The organism is Alcanivorax sp. HI0007 (genome assembly GCF_001635525.1).
In the GTDB taxonomy this organism is placed as follows: domain Bacteria; phylum Pseudomonadota; class Gammaproteobacteria; order Pseudomonadales; family Alcanivoracaceae; genus Alcanivorax.
Genome location: NZ_LWEJ01000064.1, coordinates 38,659 through 64,948 on the forward strand (window position 1 = coordinate 38,659; position 26,290 = coordinate 64,948).

22 protein-coding genes and 3 tRNA genes are annotated in these 26,290 nt (G+C 58.2%); 2 read left to right on the plus strand and 23 right to left on the minus strand.

All coding sequences use genetic code 11. From position 1 onward, the window contains the following. Positions 1-12: 12 nt before the first annotated feature. Positions 13-2,025 (minus strand): PEP-utilizing enzyme, encoded by a 2,013-nt coding sequence (locus tag A3714_RS03245; RefSeq protein WP_063525881.1) that lies wholly within the window; start codon positions 2,023-2,025, stop codon positions 13-15. Continuing rightward, positions 2,015-2,773 carry a DUF1461 domain-containing protein gene (locus A3714_RS03250; protein ID WP_062817306.1) on the minus strand — a complete coding sequence of 253 codons (759 nt, stop codon included), beginning with the start codon at positions 2,771-2,773 and terminating at the stop codon, positions 2,015-2,017. The genes A3714_RS03245 and A3714_RS03250 overlap by 11 nt, the downstream gene beginning before the upstream one ends. A gap of 47 nt (positions 2,774-2,820) precedes the next feature. On the opposite strand from A3714_RS03250, the gene A3714_RS03255 reads away from it, so the two are divergent. Further along, a complete protein-coding gene (locus A3714_RS03255; RefSeq protein WP_231866067.1) occupies positions 2,821-4,509 on the plus strand; it encodes an alpha/beta hydrolase in 1,689 nt (562 codons plus the stop codon). Positions 4,510-4,622: 113 nt separating this feature from the next. Here the strand turns inward: A3714_RS03255 and A3714_RS03260 are convergent, their stop codons facing one another. The 21 genes from A3714_RS03260 to uvrY form a co-directional block, all read right to left on the minus strand. Next, on the minus strand, positions 4,623-5,891 hold the full coding sequence (locus A3714_RS03260) for a hypothetical protein (protein WP_063508672.1): 1,269 nt from the start codon (positions 5,889-5,891) through the stop codon (positions 4,623-4,625). Position 5,892: 1 nt separating this feature from the next. Next, on the minus strand, positions 5,893-6,408 hold the full coding sequence (gene gspM, locus A3714_RS03265; protein WP_063508673.1) for a type II secretion system protein GspM: 516 nt from the start codon (positions 6,406-6,408) through the stop codon (positions 5,893-5,895). Then, positions 6,405-7,541 carry a type II secretion system protein GspL gene (gspL, locus tag A3714_RS03270; RefSeq protein ID WP_063508674.1) on the minus strand — a complete coding sequence of 379 codons (1,137 nt, stop codon included), beginning with the start codon at positions 7,539-7,541 and terminating at the stop codon, positions 6,405-6,407. Before gspL ends, gspM begins: the two co-directional genes overlap by 4 nt. Positions 7,542-7,607: 66 nt before the next feature. After that, a complete protein-coding gene (gene gspK, locus A3714_RS03275) occupies positions 7,608-8,657 on the minus strand; it encodes a type II secretion system minor pseudopilin GspK (protein ID WP_063508675.1) in 1,050 nt (349 codons plus the stop codon). Next, entirely contained in the window at positions 8,648-9,283 is a 636-nt protein-coding gene (gene gspJ / locus A3714_RS03280; RefSeq protein ID WP_063508676.1) for a type II secretion system minor pseudopilin GspJ, read from the minus strand. Before gspJ ends, gspK begins: the two co-directional genes overlap by 10 nt. Next, positions 9,283-9,663 (minus strand): type II secretion system minor pseudopilin GspI, encoded by a 381-nt coding sequence (gene gspI, locus A3714_RS03285; RefSeq protein WP_062817300.1) that lies wholly within the window; start codon positions 9,661-9,663, stop codon positions 9,283-9,285. Before gspI ends, gspJ begins: the two co-directional genes overlap by 1 nt. Then, positions 9,660-10,289: a type II secretion system minor pseudopilin GspH gene (gspH, locus tag A3714_RS03290; RefSeq protein WP_063508677.1), complete on the minus strand. Its 630-nt coding sequence runs from the start codon at positions 10,287-10,289 to the stop codon at positions 9,660-9,662. The genes gspI and gspH overlap by 4 nt, the downstream gene beginning before the upstream one ends. A gap of 1 nt (position 10,290) precedes the next feature. After that, positions 10,291-10,716 carry a type II secretion system major pseudopilin GspG gene (gene gspG, locus A3714_RS03295; RefSeq protein WP_062817298.1) on the minus strand — a complete coding sequence of 142 codons (426 nt, stop codon included), beginning with the start codon at positions 10,714-10,716 and terminating at the stop codon, positions 10,291-10,293. Positions 10,717-10,724: 8 nt separating this feature from the next. Next, a complete protein-coding gene (gspF, locus tag A3714_RS03300; RefSeq protein ID WP_062817297.1) occupies positions 10,725-11,945 on the minus strand; it encodes a type II secretion system inner membrane protein GspF in 1,221 nt (406 codons plus the stop codon). A gap of 15 nt (positions 11,946-11,960) precedes the next feature. Then, a complete protein-coding gene (gspE, locus tag A3714_RS03305; RefSeq protein WP_062817296.1) occupies positions 11,961-13,463 on the minus strand; it encodes a type II secretion system ATPase GspE in 1,503 nt (500 codons plus the stop codon). A 1-nt stretch (position 13,464) separates the two neighbouring features. Next, the gene (locus tag A3714_RS03310) at positions 13,465-14,601 is read right to left on the minus strand and encodes a response regulator (RefSeq protein WP_062817295.1); all 1,137 of its coding nucleotides are present in this window, start codon (positions 14,599-14,601) and stop codon (positions 13,465-13,467) included. A 7-nt stretch (positions 14,602-14,608) separates the two neighbouring features. Beyond that, the gene (locus tag A3714_RS03315; protein WP_063508678.1) at positions 14,609-15,154 is read right to left on the minus strand and encodes a chemotaxis protein CheB; all 546 of its coding nucleotides are present in this window, start codon (positions 15,152-15,154) and stop codon (positions 14,609-14,611) included. 32 nt (positions 15,155-15,186) lie between these two features. Further along, a complete protein-coding gene (locus A3714_RS03320) occupies positions 15,187-15,669 on the minus strand; it encodes a two-component system response regulator (protein ID WP_063508679.1) in 483 nt (160 codons plus the stop codon). Between the two features lie 13 nt (positions 15,670-15,682). Beyond that, on the minus strand, positions 15,683-16,546 hold the full coding sequence (locus tag A3714_RS03325) for a protein-glutamate O-methyltransferase CheR (protein WP_062817292.1): 864 nt from the start codon (positions 16,544-16,546) through the stop codon (positions 15,683-15,685). A gap of 18 nt (positions 16,547-16,564) precedes the next feature. Then, positions 16,565-20,236 (minus strand): response regulator, encoded by a 3,672-nt coding sequence (locus tag A3714_RS03330; RefSeq protein ID WP_063508680.1) that lies wholly within the window; start codon positions 20,234-20,236, stop codon positions 16,565-16,567. 262 nt (positions 20,237-20,498) lie between these two features. Further along, positions 20,499-20,584, minus strand: a tRNA-Leu gene (locus tag A3714_RS03335). Between the two features lie 22 nt (positions 20,585-20,606). Next, a tRNA-Cys gene (locus A3714_RS03340) sits at positions 20,607-20,680 on the minus strand. A gap of 54 nt (positions 20,681-20,734) precedes the next feature. Further along, positions 20,735-20,810: transfer RNA gene (locus tag A3714_RS03345), tRNA-Gly, on the minus strand. Between the two features lie 173 nt (positions 20,811-20,983). Next, positions 20,984-21,583: a CDP-diacylglycerol--glycerol-3-phosphate 3-phosphatidyltransferase gene (gene pgsA, locus A3714_RS03350; RefSeq protein ID WP_082810885.1), complete on the minus strand. Its 600-nt coding sequence runs from the start codon at positions 21,581-21,583 to the stop codon at positions 20,984-20,986. A 246-nt stretch (positions 21,584-21,829) separates the two neighbouring features. After that, positions 21,830-23,653 (minus strand): excinuclease ABC subunit UvrC, encoded by a 1,824-nt coding sequence (gene uvrC / locus A3714_RS03355; RefSeq protein WP_063525637.1) that lies wholly within the window; start codon positions 23,651-23,653, stop codon positions 21,830-21,832. A gap of 86 nt (positions 23,654-23,739) precedes the next feature. Further along, complete coding sequence (gene uvrY / locus A3714_RS03360) at positions 23,740-24,393, minus strand: UvrY/SirA/GacA family response regulator transcription factor (protein WP_062817289.1); 654 nt, start codon at positions 24,391-24,393, stop codon at positions 23,740-23,742. A 257-nt stretch (positions 24,394-24,650) separates the two neighbouring features. Between uvrY and A3714_RS03365 the strand changes: the two genes are divergently transcribed. Next, positions 24,651-26,290: carbon starvation protein A (locus A3714_RS03365; RefSeq protein WP_063527154.1), on the plus strand; the 1,640-nt coding region annotated here is incomplete at its 3' end.

Sequence of the window (26,290 nt, forward strand, 5' to 3'; positions counted from 1 at the left end):
GATGTGACCCGGTCAATCTTCTGCAATCTCCGCGGACACATCAAGTCTGCCGTGGGTGGCATCCAGGTGCCCGGGCAACTCATCCTGGACGCTGTGCATGACGTCACTGGCTGACCAAATCGCAGGAATCCCGTAAGTGACAGCCAGGCTGGCGGCGCCATTACAGGGATCCTTTTCGGCAATGACCAGGCCCCCGGCCTGGACCAGCCAGGGCAGCCAGGCGGGTTCTACCTGATCAACCACCACAATATCCCCCGGGCATATCCGGTTCAGGCTCCAGGCACTGCACACCCGCCGTATCGGCCCCTCTGCCCTGCCCGGCACCAGCGATACCCCGCGCAGCAAAGGACTCAGGCGTTGGCCGCCGCCAAAGCCGTAACCGATTTGATCCATTTTCCAGTCAGGCGCTCCCTGTAAGCCATCATCGAGGTAGCGGAGTTTCCGCTCCCCGATCACCTCGCGACTGGCACTGGCGGGCAGTTGCTGGCCCATCCATAACTGCCACAACTCATCGAAGTAGAGGAAATAGATGTCATCCGGGTGTTGCAGTCGCCCCTGATTGACCGCCACCGCCCCCATGGCTCGCAACAGGCTGCGCAACCGGTTACCGATGGCAAAACGCAAGCCACGAGCCTGACGGGCCAATGCCAGCCAGCGCGCATCCTCCGTGGAGGGCTCGGCACACGTCACCGAAGGCTCCCCGCTGGTGATCGCGTAAAGCGTATGCAAGTTGCCGGCCTGGGCCGGATTCTCGCTAAGGGGCGCATGAACCGGATCGGCCCCCGGACGCAGGCCGGTCTCTGCCAGGGCGTCGCTACGCCCCGCCACCAGCGCGTCGATGGCATCCTTTTCTGCACCGCTGACCAACCACGATAAAGGGAACGGCGCCGTGTAATGTTGGCTGCGGTCCGGCAAGGCCAGATATCCCACCTCGCCTTCCACGCCACTGAGTCGTTCCCCCATGCCATCAAGCTGCATGAAGCCACGCCATAGCCCTTCCTGGGTCGCGGCAGGCTGTTGCCAGCGTTTCAGATCCCGACTGACACGGGCCAGTGTCAACTGGTGCCGGCAAACCGCCACCCGGTCAGCCAGGCGCCCCGGTGAAACCGGCGCCGGTTCGGCCTCCAGCTGCTGCCATGCCGGTGGCAGAAAACGGCTGACGCCGGCATGCTGGCCCTGTAATTCACGGAAAAACGCACAGTTGGTGTAAAGATGGCTGTGCTGCCGCCGATAGGGCTCCACCTTGGCCAGGGACTCCCAGCCATGTTGCCGCACCAGGGGCTCCCAGAAGGCCGTCTTCAGCCACCGCCCCTGCAAGGTGTACCAGAGCGGCGTCTCCACCTGGATAAATAACCCACTGCCGGCCCGACGCGTCCATGCCTCCCGGGGCATGGGAAGGGAGCCGACCGGCAGGGTCTGCAACAGCCACAGCTGCTGCCCATCAAACACCCATTCCCCGGCCTGGGGCCGTTTGAAATTCTGCTTCAGCTGCTCATGGAGCCCGCGCAACAACGGCTCACCCACCTGATCACCCAGGGCATTGTCTCCATGGGAGGCATGCACCAGGCGCCCAGCCTCATCGAAGATCAGCCGCTGGCGGTCATTGCTGCCGTCCAGGACCCCTTCCACCACCATGTGAGGCAGGTCTTGTCGTAGCGGATGACGGGTAAACAGAACACCAGCAGCCTGCTGGCGCGGTAATGCCTGAATCACCACATGATCCGGCCCCTGCTCACGCTGAAAAATACTCCGCAACGCTGCCGCCAGGGACTCATCAGAATCCAGGTTGAGCAAGCTTTCCCGGCGGGAGTCCGGGTTCATTGGCCCCTGTTGCAGGACCCAGTAACGGTCTTCGCTAAACATGCGTGGCAACGCACGCAGTTGTTGTGCCAGGGATTCCGGCGAATTGTCTTGTACCACTTCCCGGCCCACTCGCCAGCTCGGCGGCACAGGCAGCCCCATGGCCGCCCAGCGCTGCAGGTTTTCGCTGCCCTGCGCGTCAGCAGTCAGTACTTCAATGCCCATGACCTGATTCTTGTTTGACGATGTTTTTCGACAGCCGCAGCCCCAACCCGTACAACACCGGCGTCAGCAGCAGTGCCCCCAGAGCGATTGCCGCGGCAATTCCCCCGAACAGTACCGGCGCTTTCATCAGAGTGCTCATCAGCGAATCCTGCCAGTAGAAAAACCATTGGTTCTCCGCAGGAAACAGCCAGACGTGAAACTGATAGAAAATCTGCGTCGGCCCGACAATGGCCAACCACGCTATCATAGCCCCCAGTGCGAAAACAGTTATCAGAATTCGCTGGCGCATGGGCGGTATGGCCAGGCGGATACACAACAGGGACAGCAACACCCAGAGTGGTGCCAGGGCAACCATCAGCCAGCGGCCGACATCGATCAGATCAGCCACGTCCTGCAGATGACGAATTTCTGCTTCATGCAGTAACGGCACCGGTTTCCGGCCGGGCAAGGTGTAATGAATATCCGCCAGGCCTTCGCCCTGCTGATGCACGGCATCCCGTATTTGCTCAAACGCCTGGATATGCTGTTCGCTCGGCAATTGCTCAAAACCGTATCGAAAGCGATTCTTGGGGCCGTATTCCTGTATATGCGTATCAATGTCTAATTGCTGGTACCAGAACCCGTACCCGTAATTGGCCTGGCTGTATAATGCCCAACTGATAAGAACGGAAAGCAATACAACCGTGACAGCGTAGAAGAACCACACTAAAGTGGCAGCGACCCGGCTTTTTTGTACTGTTTTTTTCATAATATCCCCAAGCATAAACCAGAATAATAAACAGAGGACGTAGCGCCATGCGACCGCTCTTCATGTCGATAGCCCTTTTTTTGGGCGCCTTCGCCATTACCGGCTGTGCCACCACCAGCCTTCCCAAAACCAATGATCGCCTTACCACCCAGGCCCTCGAAGCGGATTACTACCAGGTTCGCATCCCCACACGGGATGGCAAGAAACTGGCCGCCACGGTCTATCAACCGGCGTTGCAGAGCGGCCAAAGTGCGCCGCTGGTCATTGCCACCCACGGTTTCGGCGGTTTCCGTGCGAAGCGCCCGCTGTCCGTCTATGGCAAGGCAATCCTCACCGGGGAGGCCGCCATTGCCGCCTGGAAAGCCGGTTATTGGGTGGTCTTCTATGACCAGCGAGGCTGGGGCCAGTCCCAGGGCCGGGTTCACATGATGGACCCGGACTACGAAGTGGCTGACCTGAGCCAGGTCATTGACTGGTCCCTGGCCCACCTGCCCGGAGTCAAGCGGCTGGAAGACGGCAGCCCCGCCATCGGCATGATAGGCGAATCCTACGGAGCCGGCCTGCAAACCCTGGCGGCTTTCACCGAACCCCGTTTAAAAGCCCTGGTGCCGCTTACCGGCTGGTATGACATGAACAGCATCGCTCCAAATGGCGAATTCCGCACAGCTTGGGGGGCAGTATTGCTCGGATTCGGAGGGATCAATAGTGGTTTTGATATTGGAGAGATGTTTGCGGATCCCTGGCGCAGCGCCTTTGATGGCACGGTCAGCCGTGACATGCAGGCACTGATGTATGAGCGCAGCGCCGCCAGTTACTGCGATCAGGGCAAAGCTCCCCATGCGGACGCCCTCTTTATCCAGGGTTTCAGCGACAGCCTGTTCCCTTTCCAGCAGGCAGAAAAAAATTATGACTGCTGGCAGGCGCAAGGACGTGACGCGCGCATTATCGGTATGGAAAGCGGCCATGTCATGCCCTGGCCAATTCAGAAATGGCGCGGCTGGGTGCCGTTCTACCAAACCGATGACATGGTGCACTGTGGTGACTACAGCGAAACAACCGTTGATACCATTATCAACTGGTGGGACGAAAAGCTGCGTGGAGAAGACGCCACTGTTCCCCAATACTGCATCAACGTGACCCGCGACCGCGGGATAGCCATGGAAGAAAACGGCATCCTCGACGGGGGTAGCCGTTATGCCCTCTCCCCCACCCGCGTCACTATCCCCCTTGCCGGAGCCTTTGAATGGCTGATGGCCGGGTTCGATATTGGTGGCGACATGTTCCGGGCCATGTGGCCCGGTGCAGACCTTCGCGAGCTGGAACCCAATGGCGGTTTCGGACGTCCGAAATTCGTGCCGCTGTATGTGGCCCGGGGTGACGATGAGGTGCTGTTGGGCAAGCCCCGCATTGCGCTGAGCCTGGCCGGCACCTCAGGCGGCAAAAGCATGCCGGTCTTTGTCGGGGTCGGCATTCAACACGCCAACCGCCGCCGGGTACACGTGGCCAGTGAGCAATTGACGCCCCTGCCGGAAAAAGGCATCCACAATATGGAGTTGCCGGCGGTGAGCCAACCCCTGAAAGGAGGCGATCGTGTCGGGCTGGTGATTTACGGATTTACCACCCAGTTCCCGCTCAATTCCGCTTTCCTGGCGAGAAATGCCACAGTGAAGGGGGATATCTGGTTGCCGCTGACCCGGGAAGAAGCCATTTCACTGACGCCGGAACGGCCATTCTGAACAACACAGCACGATTTCCGTGCCGACAAAGACGGCGACCTGCAACGGGCAGCGAAACCGTCTTTGTCTTGTATCACGCAGGCAGACACTGAATAGGCAGGCCTTACCGCCTGTTAACGGCCCCTTACCTGCACCGGGACCTCGGCGGACCGCCTCGTGGCGAACTGGTCTGCGGCAAAACCTTTCAAACCCTCTTCGAAATACAGGCTCACGGTAAACCGCAGCTCTTCCGGCTGCGGCCAGCCATGCAGGGAGTAACCCAGGTTGGGAAGCTGGCCTGGAAATTGTTCCGGCTCCACCGTCAACGAGGCATCATCCTGATAAATGAGCGCCAGCGGCGTTTCCATTAGTTCATCGGGCACGGTGAGATGGGTGAGCAGCGCAAAATCCCGCTGGCTGTCAAACAGGATCCAGTTGGCATCCATGGTGAGCGCCTGGTCAGCAAACGCCTTATCATCCGGTTTGCCGTCGACAATCACCGGAGAGTCGACAAAATTTGCTGTGTACACAGCGGCGCCTGACTGATTGTTGCCATCCACAGTCACCGACACTTCCGGCTCTTTCAGGGTCGCTCGATAAAGGTCGGGAATTTTGGCGTAGGTATGGGCTTCATAATGCGCCGCGTAGCGCATGGCCTGTACCTGGATGGTCATCACGGGAATACCGGCCAGTACCACCTTGGTACGCAAATGCATCACCGAACGAATCGGCCCCACAGAAAACCCCACCCGTTTGGGTCTGAGGTTGTGATTATCCAGGGTCATGCGGGTAAACCGGGACAGTACACCGGCACTCATGCGCATTTTCAGGGTATCGATGATTGACCCCTCGCCCAGATAGCCCCGATATCCCAGATAGCGCCAGTTCAATTCATTATCCGGATCCACATCCAGCTGATAAAGCGCCGTGCGGGTTTCGCCACTGTCGATATCGTGGGCTACATAGTAATTGTCACTTCGTTCAGGATTCCCCTGGACCAGATAGAAATGGCAATCCTCTGCGACGGTCAGCCTGGCAATGAGCTCACCCTTTTCCGGCTTGAGGTCTGCCGGCGCCCGCGGGCCTGCATCTGTCAGCATCATGAGCAGCTGGTCTTGCCCATCCAGTTGGCCTGGAGAACCTGCCAGCTCAAAGCCTGAATCCGCAAACCAGACCATGCCTTTCTGGTCCATTTCATCGAACTGGTAGGCCACCGGGATAAAGCGCCCTTTCTCCACCCGCATGACCGAAAGACTGGATAGCGACATGCCGGATGCGGCGGGCAGCTGCGCGCCGGAAATTTTCACCACGCGGCCTTGATCCAGCGGATCGAAGCGACATTGCGCCTCCGCCGTGACGGTGAAACCCAGAGTGCAAAAAGCCAGAAGAAGGCGAAGGGTCATATTATTGCTGCAGGGTTGCCCGAACGGTGGCAGTGCCGGACTTGCCGCCCGGCGTCATTTCCAGATTGCCCAATTGCACGCCTTTTTGCTGCAGGGACTGCAGCCATAGCACGGCCTGCGCAGCGGACTGATCTTCCAGCTGGATACGGACGGAGCGATTCCCATCCGGCGTGAAGTTACGCAAGGTGAGACCGAAATCATCCGCACTGCGGCTCACGTCACTGACCCAGTTGTCTGGCAACCGGCTACCACTGCTGGTGCCAGCGCGAGCGGCCATTACGGCACCGCTGTTGGCGTCTATCCATTCCAGTGTCTGGATGTTGGCCACATACTGTTGGCGAGCCTGATTACGGGCCGCCCATGACGGTGCCCAGATAACCCAGTAGAGCACCACAAACAGCGCCACCACCGCGAGCACCTTGAGCACCTGCTGTTCGCGGGCTTCACGACTGGCATACCACTGTTGCAGTTGCGACCAGCGCTGGCCGGCCAGTTTCTTCAATTCGGCAGATGTCATCCCGGTTGCTCCACCTTGATGCGGGCACTGACGCCCTGGGCGCCGTTGCGGTAATTGGCAATGGAGGCATTCCCCCCCTGCTTTCTTATGGCGTTCTGCAGGGCTTCAAGCTGGGCGTAATCCTTGGCCCCCACATCCAGCAGCAACACATTCTGGCGCTGGTCATACTGCAGCCGTTTGGGCTCCACCTTCATGTCTTTGAGCACCTGGGCAACCGGCGCCAGCAACGGGAAAAACGCTGGGCCACCGCCATCAACGCCACCACCAAGGCGCGCCAGACGGCCCTGAAACTGACGGTTCAGGGCCGAGGTCGCCTTGTCGCCGGGGAACAGCTGTTCATAACGCTGTTTCGCCTGCGCCAACGCCTGGTCCGCTGCCTGCTGATAGCGCCACTGCTGTATCCAGAGTGCAACCACCGCAACCAGAAACACCGCGGCAGCCAGGTAGGCAACAGGACGCCAGGGTCCCAAAAATGCGTTTTTCTGACGGTCCTGTTTGGGGGTATAGGGGCCGGTCAACAGCTCCTGGCCGTGATACTGACGCAGTTCGTCAAAGAGGGTTGGCAAATCAACCTGTCGAGCCTGATCCAGGCTGTCTCCCAGCAGGGGGGCAAACGCTTCCTGCTGGTCCGCATCAATGACCAGACCCTGCTCGCGATCTATCAACAGCAGCTGCTGACGATTGCCCAGGTCCGCCGTCAGCGGCAGCACCGCCTGCAGACAGTCGGCATCCACCTGCAAGGATGCCATCTGCGCGCCTGCCTCCCTGGCCCATTGCTGGAGCCGGGTAATCAGCTCCCTGCGTACCGCTGATACCTGATAATCGTCCCCACTGCCCTTGCGGGACACGAACCAAAGGTCGTCCGGGTTGTCGAGCAGCTGCTCTTCCAGCAGGTATGGCAGGACGCGCTGAAGATGACGGGCCTGCTTGCGACTCAGGGAAACGTGGGTCAATCGGGCGCAGGAGACACTGATGACCACCGCCACGTTGCGCCCCTGGCAGGCCGCCAGCGCCTCGCCCAGGCCTAGCCATTGCACCGCCTCACCGCGGTGGGGCTGGAACAGCACGGGGCTGTCCGGTTGCCATTGGGTTTCCCCGGCACCGGCGAGATAAATCAAGGGAGCATCTGCCACGCTATCTGTCCTTCCATCATTATTCTTGAGCATGCATCCCAATCGCGGGCTGCGTCTGGCTTTTTATCAGGTACCGTTGGCATTGTAGAAGGGATTGCACGCCGGTTCGAGTGGCGTCAGCAGAGGACTGACCTGGCGGCTGAACACGGAAGTTGTTTTCCCTTGGCCATTGGCCCGATGAAGGCGGCTGACCAGTCGGCTGAGCTGGCCATCCACTTCCACATTTACCATTACCTGAAAATACTCGCTGCTGACACCCAATAGACTGGCAAGATCGTTTTTCTGATTGGCATTAAGGCCATTGAAAGCGGGTTCCTGCATTAAATTACTGATTGCCGTTATGGGTGCGTTCTTGCGTTCCTCTATGACTGCTTCGACTGCCCCTGTGCCAGCCACACTGCCAATCACCGCATCCAATACCTGCGGTGGCGCAGTATTAACGTTCAAGGTAGTGCCTTGCGGTAATGCAGTAAACAGGCCCCACACCAGCGATTCAGAGGGCTGACTATTGACCCGGAAACTGAGCAGTGCACGCAGTTCTGACTCGTGCGAAACAGGCATATTGGGCGTACGTCGGTTTCGGTACTCCGGGTCTTCTGCCCCTTCCACGCTGTCGACAATATTGTTGCTGTCCAGCCAGTCAGCCATTTCATTGGCCAGCCGTGAGGGATTGGCTTCGGGCGGAAACGTCTGTTCGATGAGACGGGTCAACTGAGTGATGGCTTCGGGGTTTCTGATAAATTGTCCGCCGGATGTCGTGATCAGCCAGTTCAGGTTAAAACGCCCCTGCAGATCCTGAACGCTGGCGCTGAGCATGGCATCTTCGTAGGGGGTGGGCGGCAGTTGGACCGCCCACTGTTCTTCCACGCAATCGTCCACCATGGCATTGTTGTTGCGGTCATCCTCCAGATCGTCGATCAGCCCCTGCTGGGCCACCACTTCCGCGGCCATGGCGTATTGATAGCGTTTATCCCATTGCAGCAGGTTGTCTGCCCGGGTCAGGAACCGATCCTGCCGGAAGACAATTTCCAGTGTGATGGTGGCAAGGATCGCGAACAGCATCAGAACGATAATAAGGGCTACACCCCGCTGTTTTGCGTTGCGGGTCAGGACCATGGGTTCACCACCGTACGGTAGAATCGGTGAATGGTGTCGCCATCCTCCAGTTCAATTTCCACTTCGATGCTTTTCGGTAATCGCTGCTGCCAGACAGGAACGGCAGCCAGGGCCACATCCGGCCACAGCTCCAGCCATTGCCACTCTCCCTGTGGGGTCTTGTCCAGATAACGCACCGTAAAGCGGGCCACATCGTCGATCAGCACATCTTGCTGATACTCGGTGGCCACATTGGTATCCAGCACTGGCCAGTAACGACGATAGAGTTTGCCGTCTTCCAGCGTATAGATAACCCGCTGCATCTCACTGCGCTGGCGCAACCCGAAGGGGTTGGACCAACCCAGCCGGGTAAATTCCACGTAATTGTCGCGGCCAACGATGGCCGGCTGGGGGTCCCCATAGGGGTCGCGGACCGGGCGGCTGATCAGTTGCTCGAAATCCAGGGTCAGGTAGGTGATGGCGCGCTGGTTGCGTTCCATGATGCTGGCGTTGGCATTGAGTTGCTCACGGCCCTGCAGGGCCGTGCCAAGAAAACTGGCCACCCAGACGTAGATAAAGGCAAAAATGGCGATGGTGACAACCATCTCCAGTAGCGTGAAACCGCGTATCCTGCCGCGCTGTGACATCAGGACGCAGGCTTTCCAATCAGACTGGCCAGGCGATAGGCCATGCCGCCTTTGTCCTTGCCCCGCAGCGGTCCGACTTCAATGTCCACTCGGCGGGTATCCGGATAAGGCCCTTCAGAAACGGTGGTTTCGATCCACCAGTCACGGCCATTGCGGGACACTTCACTGTCCGAGGTGCCGGTAGAAGGCCATTGCTGATACACCTGCATTTCCACCAGTTTGTCGGACGCAACCAGGAAGCCCAGATGGGTCTCGTTGATGTTGGTGTAGGCCCGGGCCGTGGCTCCCATGCTCTGCCCCAGGGTAACCATGACCAGCGCCAGGATGGAGACGGCAACCAGCACCTCAACCAGGGTAAACCCCTTCTGCTCACCACTCACGGTGCGGCCTCCTCGTCATTGCCGGCATCCGGGTCACTGAATTGCCCCAGTGCCGACATGCGCAAACGTTGTTCAGCATCCACATCATCGTAGGCGCGCAGGGTCAGGGTCATCGGGGATACCTCACCGCTGGGAAAGAAAAATACCTGGGGGAAATCCGCTTCCTCCTGGCCGTTTTCATCGCCCTCTTCCTGGTCGACCAGGTCGTTGCCTGCGCCGGCCATGACGTCGTCTTTGACCAGGCTCTCGGCCACATCACTGAGGCTGGCCTGATCTTCACCGAGCTCATCCAGTTGCCAGACCAATTCCAGGGATGGCGGCAACCTGTGTGCCTTGAGCGCGGTGTCATCCACGGGCAGGAATTCCCCCTCAACCCTGTCGTAGGCCAGCGGTGTCCACCCGGTGGTTTCCAGTCGCAGCGCCATCAACTGGCCCGAGAAAAGACTGCGCTCGTTCAAGAGCGCCAGCGTGTCCTGCAAACGGGCGGTTTCCTGCTCCAGTTGGCGACCATCACTGGTCCAGTTGCCCTGGGACACCAGCACTACGGTGAGCAACCCCATCAGCATCACCACAACCATGATTTCCAGCAGGGTGAATCCGGCCTGAATGACGGGGCGCAAGCGCATCTTACTGAATGTCGCGCCAGTTGATGTCGGCATCAGTCCCTTCGCCACCTTCGGCACCGTCAGCGCCCAGGGAAAGCAGGTCGAAGGGCCCGTCTACACCGGGGCTGATATAGACATAATCATTATTCCAGGCGTCCTCGGGCACACTGGAGAGGTACCCGCCATCAGGCCATTTACGGGCGGATGCGGGGCGCTCAACCAGCGCATTGAGGCCTTCTTCGCTGGTGGGGTAGCTGCCATTGTTGAATTTGTAGAGGTCCAGCTGCTGGACGATTTTCCCCATGTTGGCCTTGGTCAGGTCCACCTTGGCGCCTTCACCCTGCCCGATCACATTGGGAACAATCACGGCGGCCAGCAGACCGATAATGGCAACAACCACCATAATTTCCAGCAGGGTGAACCCTGACATGGTGCCTTTCGTTTTCATTCCTTCACCTATCCAGCTAGTAAGTTGTTCATCTGCATGATGGGCAGCATCACAGACAGTACGATCAATACCACCACACCCGCCATGAATAGAAGCATGATGGGCCCCAACAGCCCCACCATGGTATTGACCGTGCTGCTCAATTCCCGTTCCTGGTAGTCGGCTGCGCGGGTCAGCATGTGGTCCAGCTCCCCGCTGGCCTCGCCACTGGCGATCATCTGCACCAGCATTGGCGGGAAATAGCCACTGGCGTCTAGGGCCCGGCTCAGGCTGCCGCCCTCGCGGACCTTGGCCGCGGCATTCTTCACCGCGTTTCTGACTTCAAGATTGCCCACCACCTGGGCGGCAATAAAAAGGGCATCCACCAGCGGCACCCCGGAACGACCGAGGATACCCAGTGTGCTGGCGAGACGGGCGCTGTCGGCAGCCCGCAACATGGTGCCGACCATGGGCATGGTGACCATTTTCCGGTGCACCCGCAGGCGGAAACCGGGATCGCGCATGGCGCGCATGAAGGCCACAACAGCCACAACGACAACCAGTAGCAGCAACCAGCCCCAATCGCGGGCGAAATCACTGAGCGCCATGACGATACGCGTCAACAGGGGTAGGGTCTGGTCACGGCCTTCAAACACCGCCACCAGCTTGGGGACCACAAAGGTCATCATCAGCATGATGACAATGGTGGCGAACACCATGATAAAGGCCGGATAGATCATCGCCTGCGCCACCGAGCGGCCGGTGTCGTGACGGGTTTCCAGGTAATCCGCCAGTTGCTCGAGAACCTGCTCCAGGTGTCCGCTCTGCTCACCCGCAGCCACGGTGGCCCGGTACATCTCCGGGAAGGCACGGGGAAAGGATTCAAAGCTGCTGGCCAGGCTGAAGCCCTCGCGCACCTTGGCGCGAACCGCCAGAACAATGCGTTCGATTCTGTCATTGGCGGCCTGCTTGGCCACCGCGGACAATGCCTGCTCCACAGGCAGGCCGGATTTGAGAAGAGTCGCAAGCTGGCGTGTCAGCAGGGCCTGCTCTGCCCCTTTCAGCTTGCCAGACGCGGAAAATTGCCCGAGACCGCCGGAACGGCCGGAGTCATGGGCTTCATGCACTTCAATGGGCACCCAGCCCTTGTCACGGAGCTGCTGACGCACCTGGCGGGCACTGTCCGCTTCGAGAGTGCCTTTCTTGATTTTGCCCCTGTGATCCAGGGATCGATATTCGAATGCAGGCATGGATCAGGGGTCCGGTCAGTCCTCGCGGGTCACACGCAGCACTTCTTCCACGCTGGTGTGTCCAGCCAGTACTTTACGCCAGCCATCCTCACGGATGCCACTGGTGAGGGTACGGGCATGTCGGTTCAGTTCCAGCTCGCCGGCCCGGTCATGGATCAGCTGGCGCATGGTTTCATCAATCATTACCAGCTCATAGATACCGGTTCGCCCACGGTAGCCCTGCTGATTACAGGCATTGCAGCCCTTGGGGTGATAGAGGGTACAGGATTCATCCTCCGGCAATCCCATCATTTTCAATTCGCTGGCACTGGGCTGATAGGGGGTCTTGCAGTCATCGCAGAGAACCCGCACCAGTCGTTGCGCCAGAACCCCCAGCAGGGAACTGGAGAGCAGAAAGGGCTCAATCCCCATATCCTGAAGGCGGGTTACCGCGCCCACGGCGGTATTGGTGTGCAAGGTAGACAGCACCAGGTGACCGGTCAGGGATGCCTGGACGGCGATTTCTGCGGTTTCCAGATCGCGGATCTCTCCCACCATGACCACATCCGGATCCTGGCGCAGGATGGCGCGCAATCCGCGGGCAAAGGTCATGTCCACTTTACTGTTGACCTGGGTCTGGCCGATGCCTTCAAGCTGGTATTCGATCGGGTCTTCTACCGTCAGGATATTGCGGGTGCTGTCGTTCAGGTCCGCCAGTGAGGCATACAGGGTGGTGGTTTTACCGGAACCGGTGGGCCCCGTCACCAGGATAATCCCGTGGGGCTTGTGAATCAGCTCGCGCATATGCTGGTCACAGACATCTCCCATGCCCAGGTGCGATAACTGCAAACGCCCTGCCTGCTTGTCCAGAAGACGCAGCACCACCCGCTCGCCATTGCTGGAAGGCATGGTGGATACCCGCACATCCACATCTCGCCCACCAATACGCAGGGAGATACGGCCATCCTGCGGAATCCGCTTCTCGGCGATATCAAGCCGGGCCATTACCTTGATCCGGGAAACCAGCAGGGGCGCCAGTTCGCGCTTGGGAGTCAGGATTTCACGCAGCACCCCATCTACCCGCAGGCGCACTACCAGGCGCCGCTCGAAGGTTTCGATATGGATATCGGAAGCATCCTCACGGATGGCCTCCTGCAGCAGCGCATTGATCAGCCGGATAATCGGCGCATCGTCTTCCTGTTCCAGCAGGTCGGAGGTTTCCGGCAGGGAATCCGCCAGACTGGCAAGGTCCAGACCTTCCAGGTCGTCAGCGGCCTCCGCGGCAGCCCCCCGCTGCTGCTCATAGGCTATCGCCATGGCTGCGGTAAATGCGGCGTCATCCATGGGAACCAGGGTGGGCAACCGGCCGATGTGACGCTGCACTTCACTCAGGGCGGAAAGGGGGACGTCCTTGCGATAGCATAATTCGCGGCGCCCATCCTTTTCACGCAACAACACACCGTAGCGCCGGGCGAACCCATAGGGCAGCAATGACGGGGGAAGGTCCTGATTTTCCGGCGTCTCGATGTGCTCGTTCATTTCAGTATTTGTCCATCAAATTCTCGATCACATTGGCGGTGATCTCTGTCAGTGCCAGAAACTGGAAACCCACCTGATACTCTCCGGGAGCGTCCAGGACTTCCGACCACACTACTCTGGCGTCAAAGCTGATGGTGTTGACCCCGGAAATTTGATCCGGCAGCACCATTCCCATCTGCAACACCTCGCCCTGGGAGATTTCCCGGCGGGTAAACAGCTTGAACCCGTCCAGGCTGATATTCATCAGGCGGCCCACGTTACCACCGGTGCTTCGATCAAACACCACCATTTCCCTAAACAGTTTCTTGCGGGGGTGGCGTCGGTGGTCCTTGCGGCTGTCGCGGACATCATTCTCGTCATCCGCCTTGCGCAGCACAATAACCACACCCGTGAAATTGCCGGCATCGTCATTGATGGCATTACCCCGTACCGACAAGGCTACCAGTCCATCCTCGTCCTGTGTGTACAGGCTGTGTTCGTTTTTCCAGCCTTCACCCTGCTGGCAGGCCTGCCGCAGGGGGGATTCCTGCCACTCCCAGCGGCGCTTGCCGGTATCATCATTGAAAATCAGCGCGGCAATATCCCGGCCTATCAACTCATCACGGGGGCGACGCAGCAGTGCACAGGCGGCTTCATTGCAGAACGATACCTTGCCGCCTGCATCGGCACCGATCAGTGCCTCACCCAGGGCATGAAGCAGCCGCTCATTCTCGTCTTTCAGGCGCTTCATCTGCACCACTGCCTGCTGCAGTTTCTTTCGCTGGCGATCCAGCTCCAGAAACACATTGACCTTGGCTTCGAGAATTTTCTGGTCGATGGGCTTGAACAGATAGTCCACAGCGCCACATTCGTAGCCCTTGAAGACATACTTCTGCTCTTTGGAAATAGCCGTCACGAAGATAATGGGGATATGGCGGGTTTTCTTGTTCTTGCGCATCAACTCCGCGACTTCAAAACCGTCCATCTCCGGCATTTGCACATCAAGCAACACCAGCGCGAAGTCGTACTTCAGCGCCAATGACAAGGCTTCATTGCCTGATTGTGCCATGACAAGATTTCGCCCTTCCCCGTCAAGAATAGCCTCGAGGGCGATAAGATTTTCCCTGTGATCATCCACAACCAAAATGTTTTGCTTCATAGGTCTACTACCCTGCAACCTGTTCTGCCAGAAAGGGCCCGATTGCTTCAAGGTCGAGCACTCTGGAAACTGCACCTGTTTTTATTGCCGCTTCGGGCATGGCCGGTGCTTCTGCGCTTACCGGTGACTGGGCAATGGTGAACCCGCCACGACGGTGAATGTAGTCAATTCCTTTTGCTCCATCTTCATTGGCGCCGGTAAGGATAACCCCTGCAAGCTGTTTTCCGTAAACCGCCCCGGCGGAAAGGAACAGCTCGTCTACCGACGGCCGGGAAAAGTGTACGGGCCTTCCCGCAGACAATGCCAGCGTCTCGTCCTCTTCCACCAGCATGTGGTAACCCGGAGGTGCCACATAGACACAACCGGGCTGAATGTCTTCCTTGTCTTCCGGCGCGATCACGGGCAACTGGCAATAACGGGCCAATAGCCAGGGCAGCCGGTTTTCAGCACTGGCGTGCTGGTGCTGAACCAGCAAAATGGCGGCCGGGAACCCCACAGGCAATGCCGACAAGATGGTCGTGTAGGCATTCAAGCCTCCCCAGGAGGCCCCCATGACGATCGCCTTTACCGGTCCGATCCTGTTTATCACGATGGGTTACCGCTGCCCTCCCCGCGCTGGCTCTTGCCCGCTTCATAGGCGGCGCGGTGTGCCTGGGCCTCACGCAGTTTTTGCTGAAGTTCCCGCCTCTGCTTGTCCAGGCTGAGAAAGAAATCCACCTTGCTCTTCAGGATCAACGGGTCCAGGGGCTTGAACAGATAGTCCACGGCGCCTGCCTGGTATCCCTTGAAGACATACTTCTTCTCTTTACTGATCGCTGTCACGAAGATAATCGGGATCGTCTGGGTATCTTTTCTCTGACGCATCAGCTCGGCGACTTCAAAGCCGTCCATACCGGGCATCTGCACATCCAGCAGCACCAGGGATATATCTTCCTTGAGCAGAATCTTCAATGCTTCCTGGCCGGAATGCGCCTTGATAAGGGTTCGCCCCTCGCCTTCCAGCACTGCCTCCAGCGACACCAGGTTGGCGGGTTGGTCATCCACGAGTAGCAGCTTCTGCTCTATCATTGGTTGTCTCTAATCATGCGTTGTGAGGGAATTGCCGTTTGCGAAATATCCGCAGCGGTGTATTGATCACATCAAAGGTCTCTTCCTGACCACTGAAACGCAGGCTTTCCTTGGTACCCAGACAAAGGTAACCCCCCATGTCCAGGCTGTCGCTGAACAGCCGTATCACCCGGGCCTGCAGGGCACGATCGAAATAGATCAGCACATTGCGGCACAGGATTACATGCATTTCACCAAAAACCTGGTCCGTTGCCAGGTCGTGGTCGGCAAAAACGATATTGCGCTTGAGACGCTGCTCCATGATCACGCTGTCGTAGCGTGCGGTGAAATAGTCGGACAGGGAATGACGGCCTCCAGCCCGGCGATAGTTGTCGCCATACTGCTTCACCGCCTCAATGGAATAAATGCCCTTTTTGGCGGACGCCAGCACATTCTTGTCGATATCGGTGGCATAAATCATGGCGCGATCGTAGAGCCCCTCTTCCTCCAGCAATATGGCCATGGAATAGATTTCTTCGCCGGTGGAACAGCCGGCATGCCAGATCTTGATGAAGGGGAAGGTTTTCAGTACCGGCACCACCTCTTCACGGAAGGCGCGATAGAACTCCGGGTCACGGTACATCTCTGTCACATTGACCGTCAGATCATTGAGCAGGGTCACGAAGAACGGCCGGTCCCTGAGCACTTTATCCGTCATCTCCATGATCGAGGCGAAGCCGGACATGGTCATTCTGTGCATCACACGACGACGAATGGAGGCCTTGCTGTAGGAACGGAAATCGTAGCCGTACATCTGATAGATGGCCTCCATCAGCAGGCGGATTTCAATATCCTCCACATTGACCTCGTCATCATCGATGGGATAAGGCTCAGCCATTCATTGATCCTCCAAGACCTACTTGTGGAGCCAGACCCGCAACAGCGAGGTAAGTTTTGCCATATCAATCGGTTTCGAACAGTAGTCATTCGCCCCGGCCTGGATACATTTGGCCCGATCGTCTTTCATGGCCTTGGCAGTGAGCGCCAGGATCGGCAGTTTCTGGAAACGGCTTTGCTCACGGATAAGACTCATGGCCTCATAGCCATCCATTTCCGGCATCATGATATCCATCAGCACGATATCCATTTGCGGATTCGCTTCCAGCACATCCAGGGCTTCACGGCCATTATTGGCAATGGTGATGTCGAAACCCAGCTCTTCAAGCTGGGCCGACAGCGCATAAATATTGCGCATGTCATCATCTACCAGTAGCAGCTGTTTGCCCTCGAAAATGTCATCGCGATGCTCGATCGCATCATTGCCGGGACGACGGTTGGCCGGCAATGTGGACTCCAGCCAGTGCAGGAACAGGGAGGCCTCGTTCAGCAGGCGTTCATGGGAGCGTTCTGTCTTGAGAATGATTCGATCCGCGTATTTGCGCAGCTTCGCCTCTTCCTCACGGGTCATGTCCTTGCCGGTATAGATCACCACCGGAACGCTGTCATAACTCTCGCTGGCGTGCAGGGTTTCCAGTAATTCAAAACCACTCATGTCCGGCAGGGTCAGATCCAGGATCATGCAATCGAAAACGGTTTCGCGAAGCGCTTTCAACGCTTCCTCACCACTGGTGGCGGCGGTAATTTCCACCCCTTTCTGGTCAAACAGCTCGCGGATACTCTCGTGCTGTATCTCACTGTCTTCCACCACCAGCAGGCGCCGAACATTGGTCTCAATGGCCCCTTCAATCTTGGCGAAAGCAGAAAGGATGTCATCCTGCTTGGCAGGTTTGGTGAGAAAGTCGATGGCTCCCAGCTCCAGCGCCTTCTTGCGCTCATCCCGACCGGACAGGAAATGAACGGGGATATCCTTGGTGCGGGGATCCGCCTTGAGCTTCTCCATGACCTCCCATCCATCAATACCGGGGAGACCGATATCCAGAATGATGGCACTGGGACGGTAGTGACTGGCGTATTCCAGACCGGCCTCACCATCAGAACAAATATGCCCTTCGAGCCCGTAGTCCGCGGCCAACTCCAGGAGGACATTGGCAAATTCGATGTCATCCTCGACGATCAATACGGTTTTTTCCCGCACCACAAAATCATCTCGACCCGACTCATTCGGGGTCAATGCGGCGGTGTGGGCTTCCGCGTTGCTGCCAATATCTGCCTCACCGGACACATCACCAGGAGTGGCATCCATGGATTCCGCAGAACCTTCAGGCAGATACAGCATAAACGTGGACCCGGTGCCTTCCCCGTCACTGTAAAGGCTGATCTCCCCGCCCAGCAGGCGGGCAAGTTCGCGGGAAATCGTCAGCCCCAGACCCGTACCGCCGTATTTGCGGCTGGTGGTGCCATCCGCTTGCTGGAACGCCTCGAAGATCAGTTTCTGTTTTTCGGCCGGTATGCCGGCGCCGGTGTCGGTAACCGCAAATTTGATGGTCTTCTCGGGCAGAAGATGGCGGGACGGCAGGGTCTCCCCCTCTTCCGGGCGGGCAATGGTCAGTGTCACTGAGCCCTGCTCGGTAAATTTCAGGGCATTGGAAAGCAGGTTCTTGATGATCTGCTCAAGGCGCTGACGATCCGTGTAGAAATAATCAGGAAGGTTGTCGCCCAGATTGACATGGAAATCCAGATTGCGGCTTTCCGCCACGTGGGCAAAGTTACGCCGGAAATGTTCACCAATTTCCTGGGCAGACAAGTCATCAATGATGACATCCATCTTGCCTTCTTCAATCTTGGAAATATCGAGAATATCGTTGATCAGATTGAGAAGATCCGAGCCCGCGGAATGAATGACCTGGGCATGCTCAACCTGCTTGTCATCCAGATTGCCCTTCTTGTTCTGGCCCAGGGCATTGGAGAGAATCAGGATCGAGTTGAGCGGTGTCCGCAGTTCGTGGCTCATGGTTGAGAGGAACTCGGACTTGTACTTGGACGACATCTCCAGTTCGCGGATCTTGTCCTCGAGCTCATGGCGAAGCAACTCAAGTTCGTCGTTCTTCTGCGCCATTTCCGTTTTCTGTTCGGTCAGCAGGCGTGCCTGGGCTTCCAGCTCCTCGTTGGTGACCCGGAGCTCTTCCTGCTGGGCCTGCAGGCTCTCCTCTGAGGCTCGCAAGGCCTGCGTCTGGGATTCCAGTTCCTCGTTGATTGCCTTGAGCTCTTCCTGTTGCTGCTGCAGTCGGGATTCGGAGGCAGACAACTCCATGGCCTGTTCTTCCAGATCCTCATTGACCTGTGCCATTTCCTCTTTCTGCCGCTCCAGGGCCTCAGCCTGCTCCTGGGTTTGTTCCAGCATCTGTGCCAGCCGCATACGGCTTTGTACGCTGTGCACGGATACCGCAATCACCGAAACGCACTGTTCCAGGAATGTCAGGTCTTCATCACTGAATTCCCGAAAAGCACCGATCTCGAGAACCCCCTTGATTTCGTCATCATGGACAACCGGCATCACCATCACATTGCGGGCCTGCCCGGTACCGGTTCCCGACGCGATACTGATGTAATCCTCCGGCACCTGCTCGAGCAGAATGCTCTTGCGCTCCAGGGCGCACTGGCCAACCAGGGACTCGCCCAGACGGAACGTATTCGCCAGATGTTTGCGGCGCTGCATGGCATAGGAGCTACTTAACGTGAGCTGCTCGGTGGCCGGGTCAAAGCTGTAAAAGGCCCCCACCTGGGCTTCCAGCACCGGCACCAGGAAACTGAGCATATTGTTGCCCAGCTGCTCGAAGCTCATCTCCCCGCGCATGCGGTTGTTAAGCTCGGCCAGATGGTTCTTGATGGTTTCCTGGCGACGATCCTCGGTATGGCGCTTTATCAGCGAATCTCGCATCTTGCGAATGGCGTGCAGCAAGTGACCGGTCTCATCACGACCGCCCTTCTCGATCTTGGTATCCCACTTGCCGTTGGCAATATTGTCGGCAGCGTTTACGGCGCCTTCCAGTGGCAGGGTAATGGCACGGGTAACCCGCAGGGCAATGAGAGCCAGCAGCGTAAAGGCCACCAGGCCGAGAAAAAGGCCGATTTTCTGGGTGCTGAGATTGTCCGAGCGGCTGGCATTCAGTGTGTCTCGAAACGCCTCGTAGCGCTGCTTTTCGAAGGCTTTCTGGTGCGTCTCGTAGGCGTCTTGGAGGCCACGTAAGTGGCTGATGCGTTGATACAGATCATCGGCGGCCGCATCGCTGTTAATCAAGCTGCGCGCCAGGGTGGTGGCTTCGCCGATATAGGCGCTGAAGCTGCGACGCAAATCCTCCACACTGCCCGACAGGCTCGGGTCGGTGCGACGAATATCCGCCAGCCGCTGCTCGAACTCGGCGGCACGACTTTGCGCTTCCTGCAACAGATCCGGGTCAGCCTGGGTGATGGCAGCTATAAAGGATTCACTGATGGCAATGAAATCCACATTGTTGGCATTAACCAACTCCAGGACGGGAAAGTCCTGGCTTTCAATACGTTTCAGGTGATCAATATTGGTTTCGGCGATATAAAAGCTGTAGGCCGCATAAACGACGAACAACACAATCCCCAGCCCGGCCACAGACAGGATCTTCAGCCGCACTGACAGGTTCTGGAACCAGTTCATTCAGATAGCCCTCTCGCCTTTCCGGCTTTTTGTTCTCATTGCCCCCCGAAAGGGCCATGCCTGTATCCGTGATGGGACGGCGGACCAGGCTAAGACTAAAGTGTGAGGCTACCAGAAAGCGGGCTGATACGGCAATAAAGTGCCTGAAGTTGCGTAACCAGATAGTTGATTTGACTGGGATTTTTTCTGACTAGCGGCAGGTGCAGACTCGGGCCGAGTCAGAATGGGTATAACCGGGAGGGGGAAAGCAATAACAGGAAGCTGGTGCCCGGGGCGGGACTTGAACCCGCACGACCAAAGGTCAACGGATTTTAAGTCCGTTGCGTCTACCAATTTCGCCACCCGGGCGGTGACCGTGCAGGTCGAAAATTGGAGGCGCGGGTCGGAATCGAACCGGCGTACACGGAGTTGCAGTCCGCTGCATAACCACTCTGCCACCGCGCCTTTAAACTGATTTACCAAGAAAAAACCTCGGCGGAACCGAGGCTTTTGAAAACTTGGAGCGGGAAACGAGATTCGAACTCGCGACCCCAACCTTGGCAAGGTTGTGCTCTACCAGCTGAGCTATTCCCGCTTGTCTTGCTTTGAAAAGTCGCCGCGAAGCATGCTTCGTTGCGGGGAGAATTCTACCCATCGCCCCCTCACTGTCAACCCGGCCCGGCTGGTTTTTTCTGATTTTTCAGCACTTTGACTAAAAAACCCTCGATTCTGCCAGGGCCAGACTCGCGCGGGCCGGCTTAACTCCGCTCAGTCACCACTTTTCAGCAATTCCGGGGCGGCAGCGCGCAAATATGCGCCCATGGACCACAGGGTCAATGCCGTGGCCAGATACAGGAGACCGTAGCTGAGCCACAACCAGGGAGTCATCATGATATCGCCCAGGGCATCGAACTCGGGCTTCTGGGCCAGTAACAGGGTGATGGCTGTCATCTGGGTCACCGTCTTGATCTTGCCCAGCTGACTGACCGCCACCCTGCCCCGCTGACCCAGCTCCGCCATCCATTCACGCAGGGCGGATACCGCGATCTCCCGGGACACAATCACCATGGCGGGCACCGCCAGCCAGGCCGTGGCGTGCACCTGCACCAGCATGACCAGGGCCACCCCGACGATCAGCTTGTCCGCCACCGGATCGAGGAAGGCACCCAGAGGGCTGGTCTGGTTAAGGCGACGGGCCAGGTAGCCGTCCAGCCAGTCGGTAATGCCCGCAGCCAGAAACAGGGCCGCCGCACACATATCGCTCCACTTGAAGGGCAAGTAGAACACCAGAACCAGAACGGGAATTGCCAATACACGAATCATGGTGAGGATATTGGGCAAATTCAGGATCGGGCTCGTTTTCTGCATAGGTACTACCGCCAAAATAAGGGCCTGTTGATACCCCGCTGCTCCGTCGAAATCGTTGCAAAGAGCATAAAAAGACACGAACGCAGGGCATGGCCAGCCATAATGTCTGCCGCTGTCGATCAACGCAGGCAATAACAGGCCGAAAGAGTCAGTATAACGGAAAGGCCACGGTGACTCATTGCCGATTTATCATCAGCCCAGGCCACCCTGACTCAGCGCACGTGGCGATTCTGCCTGTTAGCGCCCCTAATCATGAAACCAGTCATACAGGGTTTGTGCCATTTGGGCATTGATCCCCGGAACACGGGCCAACTCCCCGGCCGAGGCATTGCGTAGCTGTTTCAGGCCACCAAAGTGCGTCAACAGCGCCTTGCGACGCTTTGGACCGATGCCGGGAATTTCGTCCAGAGAGGATTGCTTGCGCGCCTTGCCACGCCGGGCGCGATGGCCGGTGAGCGCAAAGCGGTGGGCCTCATCGCGAACCTGCTGCAACAAGTGCAACGCGGAGTGGGACGGCCCGGGCACCAGTTCCTGGCCATCGGGCAGGTACAGCACTTCAAAGCCGGGACGCCTGCTGGGCCCCTTGCCAATACCCATGACCCGAACGCGATCGTGCAAGGCAAGCGCCTGCATCACACTCCAGGCGCGCTGCATCTGGCCCTTGCCGCCATCAATCAGCAGCAGATCCGGCAACCTGCCCTGCTCCTTGAGCACCCGCTGATAGCGCCGGCGCACCGCCTCTTCCAGCGCTTCATAATCGTCACCGGCATGGGCCGGGGACACATTGAAATGGCGATAATCGGTTTTCCTGGCGCCCTGCTGGTCGAACACCACGCAGGACGCCACGGCTTTTTCGCCCTGGGTATGGCTGATATCAAAGCACTCGATCCGGCGAACCGGCTCATCCGCCCCGAGCAAGGCCTCAAGGGCCAGAAAGCGCTGCTCCATGTGCTCGCGGGCGGCCAGCTCGGCCGCCAGGGATTGCTGGGCATTGGTCTGGGCCATGGCAATCCAGGCGGCACGCTCTCCGCGAACCCGCCAGGCCAGACGCACCTTCTTGCCCCAATGCTGGCTTAATGCCTGCTGTAATGCCTCAGCGCTGGCAGGCTCCAGGCCCAACAGGATTTCCTGGGGTTGCACCGGGTCCTCACGGTCCCCCAGATAGTATTGCGCCAGGAAGGCCTCGAGAATATCGTTCTGATCTTCCTCGCCGCGGGTATCCGGGCGAAACGTCCGGTGGCCGAGAATCCTGCCCCCGCGAATCATCAATACTTCAAGTACAGCCAGGCCATGGCGGCTATCGATGGCCACCACATCCAGATTCCCCTGGCCGGTTTCCGCATACTGCTTTTGCTGAACAGCCTGTATGGCTGCCAGCTGATCGCGAATAATGGCAGCCCGCTCAAAATCCAGAGACTGGGCCGCACTGTCCATTTCCCGACTGAGCTGCTCAACCACTTCCCGGCTGCGGCCATCCAGAAAATCCATGGCCAGCTTCACCTGTCGGGCATAGGCCTGTTCACTCACCAGCCCCACACAGGGTGCCGTACAGCGATTGATCTGGTGCTGCAGACAGGGTCGGGTGCGGTTGCGAAAATAACTGTCGCTACAGTTACGTACCTGGAAGACCTTTTCCACCAGGGACAGGGCTTCACGAACTGCGCCGCCACTCGGATAAGGACCAAAGTAATGGCTGCCACTGCGGCGACTGCCGCGGTGAAAGGTGATGCGCGGGAAGCGGTCAGCGCTGGTGATACGGATGTAGGGGTAGGATTTATCGTCCCGCAGGAGAATGTTGTAGGGCGGCCGTAGTTCCTTGATCAGCGACTGCTCTAGCAGCAAGGCCTCCGCCTCACTGCCCGTCACTGTGGTCTGGACACTGGCGATACGCCCCACCAGGGCCCGGGTTTTCGGGCTGGTAATATTCTTCTGGAAGTAACTGCTCAGACGGGCCTGAAGATTACGGGCTTTGCCCACATAGAGGACGTCACCCTCATCATTGAGCATGCGATACACGCCCGGCTTGCGAGCGCAGTGATCAAGAAAATGTTGCGGGTCAAACTCTGACAAGGGAACAATCTCGGCCGGTTACTGCCCACAAAGTGTAACAGTTTCGCCCAGCCAGTTGTCTGTTTCCCGTGACCGCCCTGTTGCCATCAGGGAACGGTATTCTCAACCGCATCCAGCATGCCATGGCGTACCGCAAGCAGTGCCATTTCCACATCACTGGTCACGCCCAGCTTATCGAAAATGCGATAGCGGTAGGTATTGACGGTTTTCGGTGACAGGCACAGTTTGTCAGCCACATCCTGCACCTTGTGGCAGTTGACGATCATCATCATGATCTGCAGTTCGCGCTCGGAGAGCATATCCAGCAGCGTGGCATCCTCACCGGTGTAGGGCTTCAGCGCCATGGTCTGGGCAATTTCCGGGCTGATGTACCGCTGCCCGGTGGTCACAACCTTGATGGCCCTGACCATTTCTTCCAGGCCAGCCCCTTTGGTCATGTAGCCGGCGGCGCCGGCTTTCATCAGCCGCGAGGGAAAGGGTTCCTCCTCGCACATGGTTACCGCGATCACGCGGATGCCCTCGTCCACACGCAGCAATTTGCGAGTTGCCTCAAGGCCGCCGATGCCTGGCATCTTGATATCCATCAACACCACATCCGGCACCGTTTCCTTGGCCAGTTGCACGGCCTGTTCGCCGGAGCTGGCCTCACCAACAACCCGCAAACCTTCAACCTCGTCCAGCATCCTGGAGATACCGGTTCTGACCAGATCATGGTCGTCCACTACCAATACTTTGATCATTGCTGCTTTCCCCCGGGTAATCCTTTACCCACTTCTTTTTCAGTATGTTCCGAAGAGTAGCGTCTGTGCACCCGCATGCATAGGGCAAGATGAACAAACGATGACATAGCGCACGTGCCCCGAATATTTACCGCCCGCGGGCCAGCCTGCATAAAACGGGTTAGCCATTGGTCGCGTTGACGCTGGCAGCAAAACCGCTAACCATAGGCTGCATGCCCGAACGGGCCCATCATAGCGACAATGACAAAGGGCACCCCATGAGCGCAATCGTTTTACTTTTGCTCGGTCTGGGTGGCATGGCCGCCGGATATCTATTCTACTCCCGCTTTATTGCATCCCGCATCTACAAGCTGGACCCTGCTTTTCGGACACCCGCCCACGAATTTGAGGATGGGGTGGATTTTGTGCCGACCAACCGTTTTGTCCTGTGGGGCCACCACTTCACCTCCGTTGCCGGCGCCGCCCCCATTGTCGGGCCGGCCATCGCGGTGATCTGGGGATGGTTGCCGGCCTTTGTGTGGGTAGTGCTGGGCACGGTTTTTTTTGCCGGGGTTCATGACAGCGGTGCGCTCTGGGCCAGTGTCCGCAACCGGGCCAAATCCGTAGGCGCCCTCACCGGCGAGGTGGTGGGTTATCGAGCCCGCACCGTGTTCATGATCGTTATTTTCCTGGTGCTGTTGATGGTGAATGCCGTTTTCGGGGTGGTCATTGCCAAGCTGCTAATCAACAACCCGGGGTCCGTGGTCCCGGTATGGGGTGCCATCGCGGTAGCACTGATCATCGGCCAGCTCATTTACCGCCGCATCATTGGACTGGGACTGGTCTCGGTACTAGGGGTGATCGCCCTGTACAGCCTGATTTATGTGGGTCCCCAGGTCCCTGTGACATTACCGGAACAGGTCATGGGCCTGTCCGCCAACGCCAGCTGGATTCTGCTGTTATTCGCCTACGCGGCCATCGCCTCCCTGCTGCCGGTCTGGGTATTGTTGCAACCCCGCGATTACATCAATGGGCTACAACTTTTCGTGGGGCTGATTCTGCTCTATGGCGCTGTGCTGATTGGCAATCCACAGGTCGTCGCCCCCATGATCAATAACGATGTGCCTGCAGGGACCCCTTCCCTGTTACCCCTGCTGTTCGTCACCATCGCCTGTGGTGCCATTTCCGGCTTCCACGGACTGGTGGCATCCGGAACCAGCTCCAAACAGTTGGACAAGGAACCCGATGCCCGTTTTGTCGGGTATTTCGGCGCCGTGGGTGAAGGCGCCCTGGCTCTGGCGGCCATCATCGCAGCCACTGCCGGCTTCGCCACTCTGGCGGACTGGCAGGCTGTCTATACCGCTTTCGGTAATGGCAGTCTGAGCGCCTTCGTCAACGGTGGCGCCAATATTCTCGCCGGTGGTACCGGCATGGATGTGGGCGTGGCGGCCACACTTCTCACCGTCATGGCAGCCCTGTTTGCTGGCACCACCATGGATACCGGCCTGCGCCTGCAGCGTTATATCTTCCAGGAGTGGGGGGAAATCTATCAGCAGAAGTGGCTGACCCGCCCTCTCCCCGCCACTCTGCTGGCAGTGGCCAGCTGTTTACTTCTGGCCTTTGGAGCCGGAGGGGCTGACGGTTCCGGCGGCCTGCTGATCTGGCCTTTGTTTGGCACCACCAACCAGTTGCTGGCCGGACTAACCCTGCTGGTGATCACCATCATGCTGGTGAAACGGGGACGCCCTGCCATTTATACTCTGGCGCCCTTGGTATTTCTGTTGGTCATGACCCTGTACGCCCTGCTGATTCAGCTGAAAAGTTTCTACGACCAATCTGACTGGTTCCTGCTGGGGCTGGATCTGGTCGTGCTGGTAGCCGCCTTGCTGGTGACCCTGGAGTGTGCAGCGGCCTTGAA

Coding starts and splice junctions, on each gene's coding strand:
- gspJ (WP_063508676.1), bottom strand. CDS start 9,283: ATGTCACAGCGCGGCAGGATACGCGGTTTCACGCTACTGGAGATGGTT.
- gspK (WP_063508675.1), bottom strand. CDS start 8,657: ATGGTCCTGACCCGCAACGCAAAACAGCGGGGTGTAGCCCTTATTATC.
- A3714_RS03310 (WP_062817295.1), bottom strand. CDS start 14,601: ATGAAGCAAAACATTTTGGTTGTGGATGATCACAGGGAAAATCTTATC.
- A3714_RS03330 (WP_063508680.1), bottom strand. CDS start 20,236: ATGAACTGGTTCCAGAACCTGTCAGTGCGGCTGAAGATCCTGTCTGTG.
- A3714_RS03245 (WP_063525881.1), bottom strand. CDS start 2,025: ATGGGCATTGAAGTACTGACTGCTGACGCGCAGGGCAGCGAAAACCTG.
- gspM (WP_063508673.1), bottom strand. CDS start 6,408: ATGACATCTGCCGAATTGAAGAAACTGGCCGGCCAGCGCTGGTCGCAA.
- A3714_RS03255 (WP_231866067.1), top strand. CDS start 2,821: ATGCGACCGCTCTTCATGTCGATAGCCCTTTTTTTGGGCGCCTTCGCC.
- A3714_RS03315 (WP_063508678.1), bottom strand. CDS start 15,154: ATGGGGGCCTCCTGGGGAGGCTTGAATGCCTACACGACCATCTTGTCG.
- A3714_RS03320 (WP_063508679.1), bottom strand. CDS start 15,669: ATGATAGAGCAGAAGCTGCTACTCGTGGATGACCAACCCGCCAACCTG.
- gspE (WP_062817296.1), bottom strand. CDS start 13,463: ATGAACGAGCACATCGAGACGCCGGAAAATCAGGACCTTCCCCCGTCA.
- A3714_RS03250 (WP_062817306.1), bottom strand. CDS start 2,773: ATGAAAAAAACAGTACAAAAAAGCCGGGTCGCTGCCACTTTAGTGTGG.
- gspF (WP_062817297.1), bottom strand. CDS start 11,945: ATGCCTGCATTCGAATATCGATCCCTGGATCACAGGGGCAAAATCAAG.
- gspH (WP_063508677.1), bottom strand. CDS start 10,289: ATGCGCTTGCGCCCCGTCATTCAGGCCGGATTCACCCTGCTGGAAATC.
- A3714_RS03325 (WP_062817292.1), bottom strand. CDS start 16,546: ATGGCTGAGCCTTATCCCATCGATGATGACGAGGTCAATGTGGAGGAT.
- uvrY (WP_062817289.1), bottom strand. CDS start 24,393: ATGATCAAAGTATTGGTAGTGGACGACCATGATCTGGTCAGAACCGGT.
- gspG (WP_062817298.1), bottom strand. CDS start 10,716: ATGAAAACGAAAGGCACCATGTCAGGGTTCACCCTGCTGGAAATTATG.
- A3714_RS03260 (WP_063508672.1), bottom strand. CDS start 5,891: ATGACCCTTCGCCTTCTTCTGGCTTTTTGCACTCTGGGTTTCACCGTC.
- pgsA (WP_082810885.1), bottom strand. CDS start 21,583: ATGCAGAAAACGAGCCCGATCCTGAATTTGCCCAATATCCTCACCATG.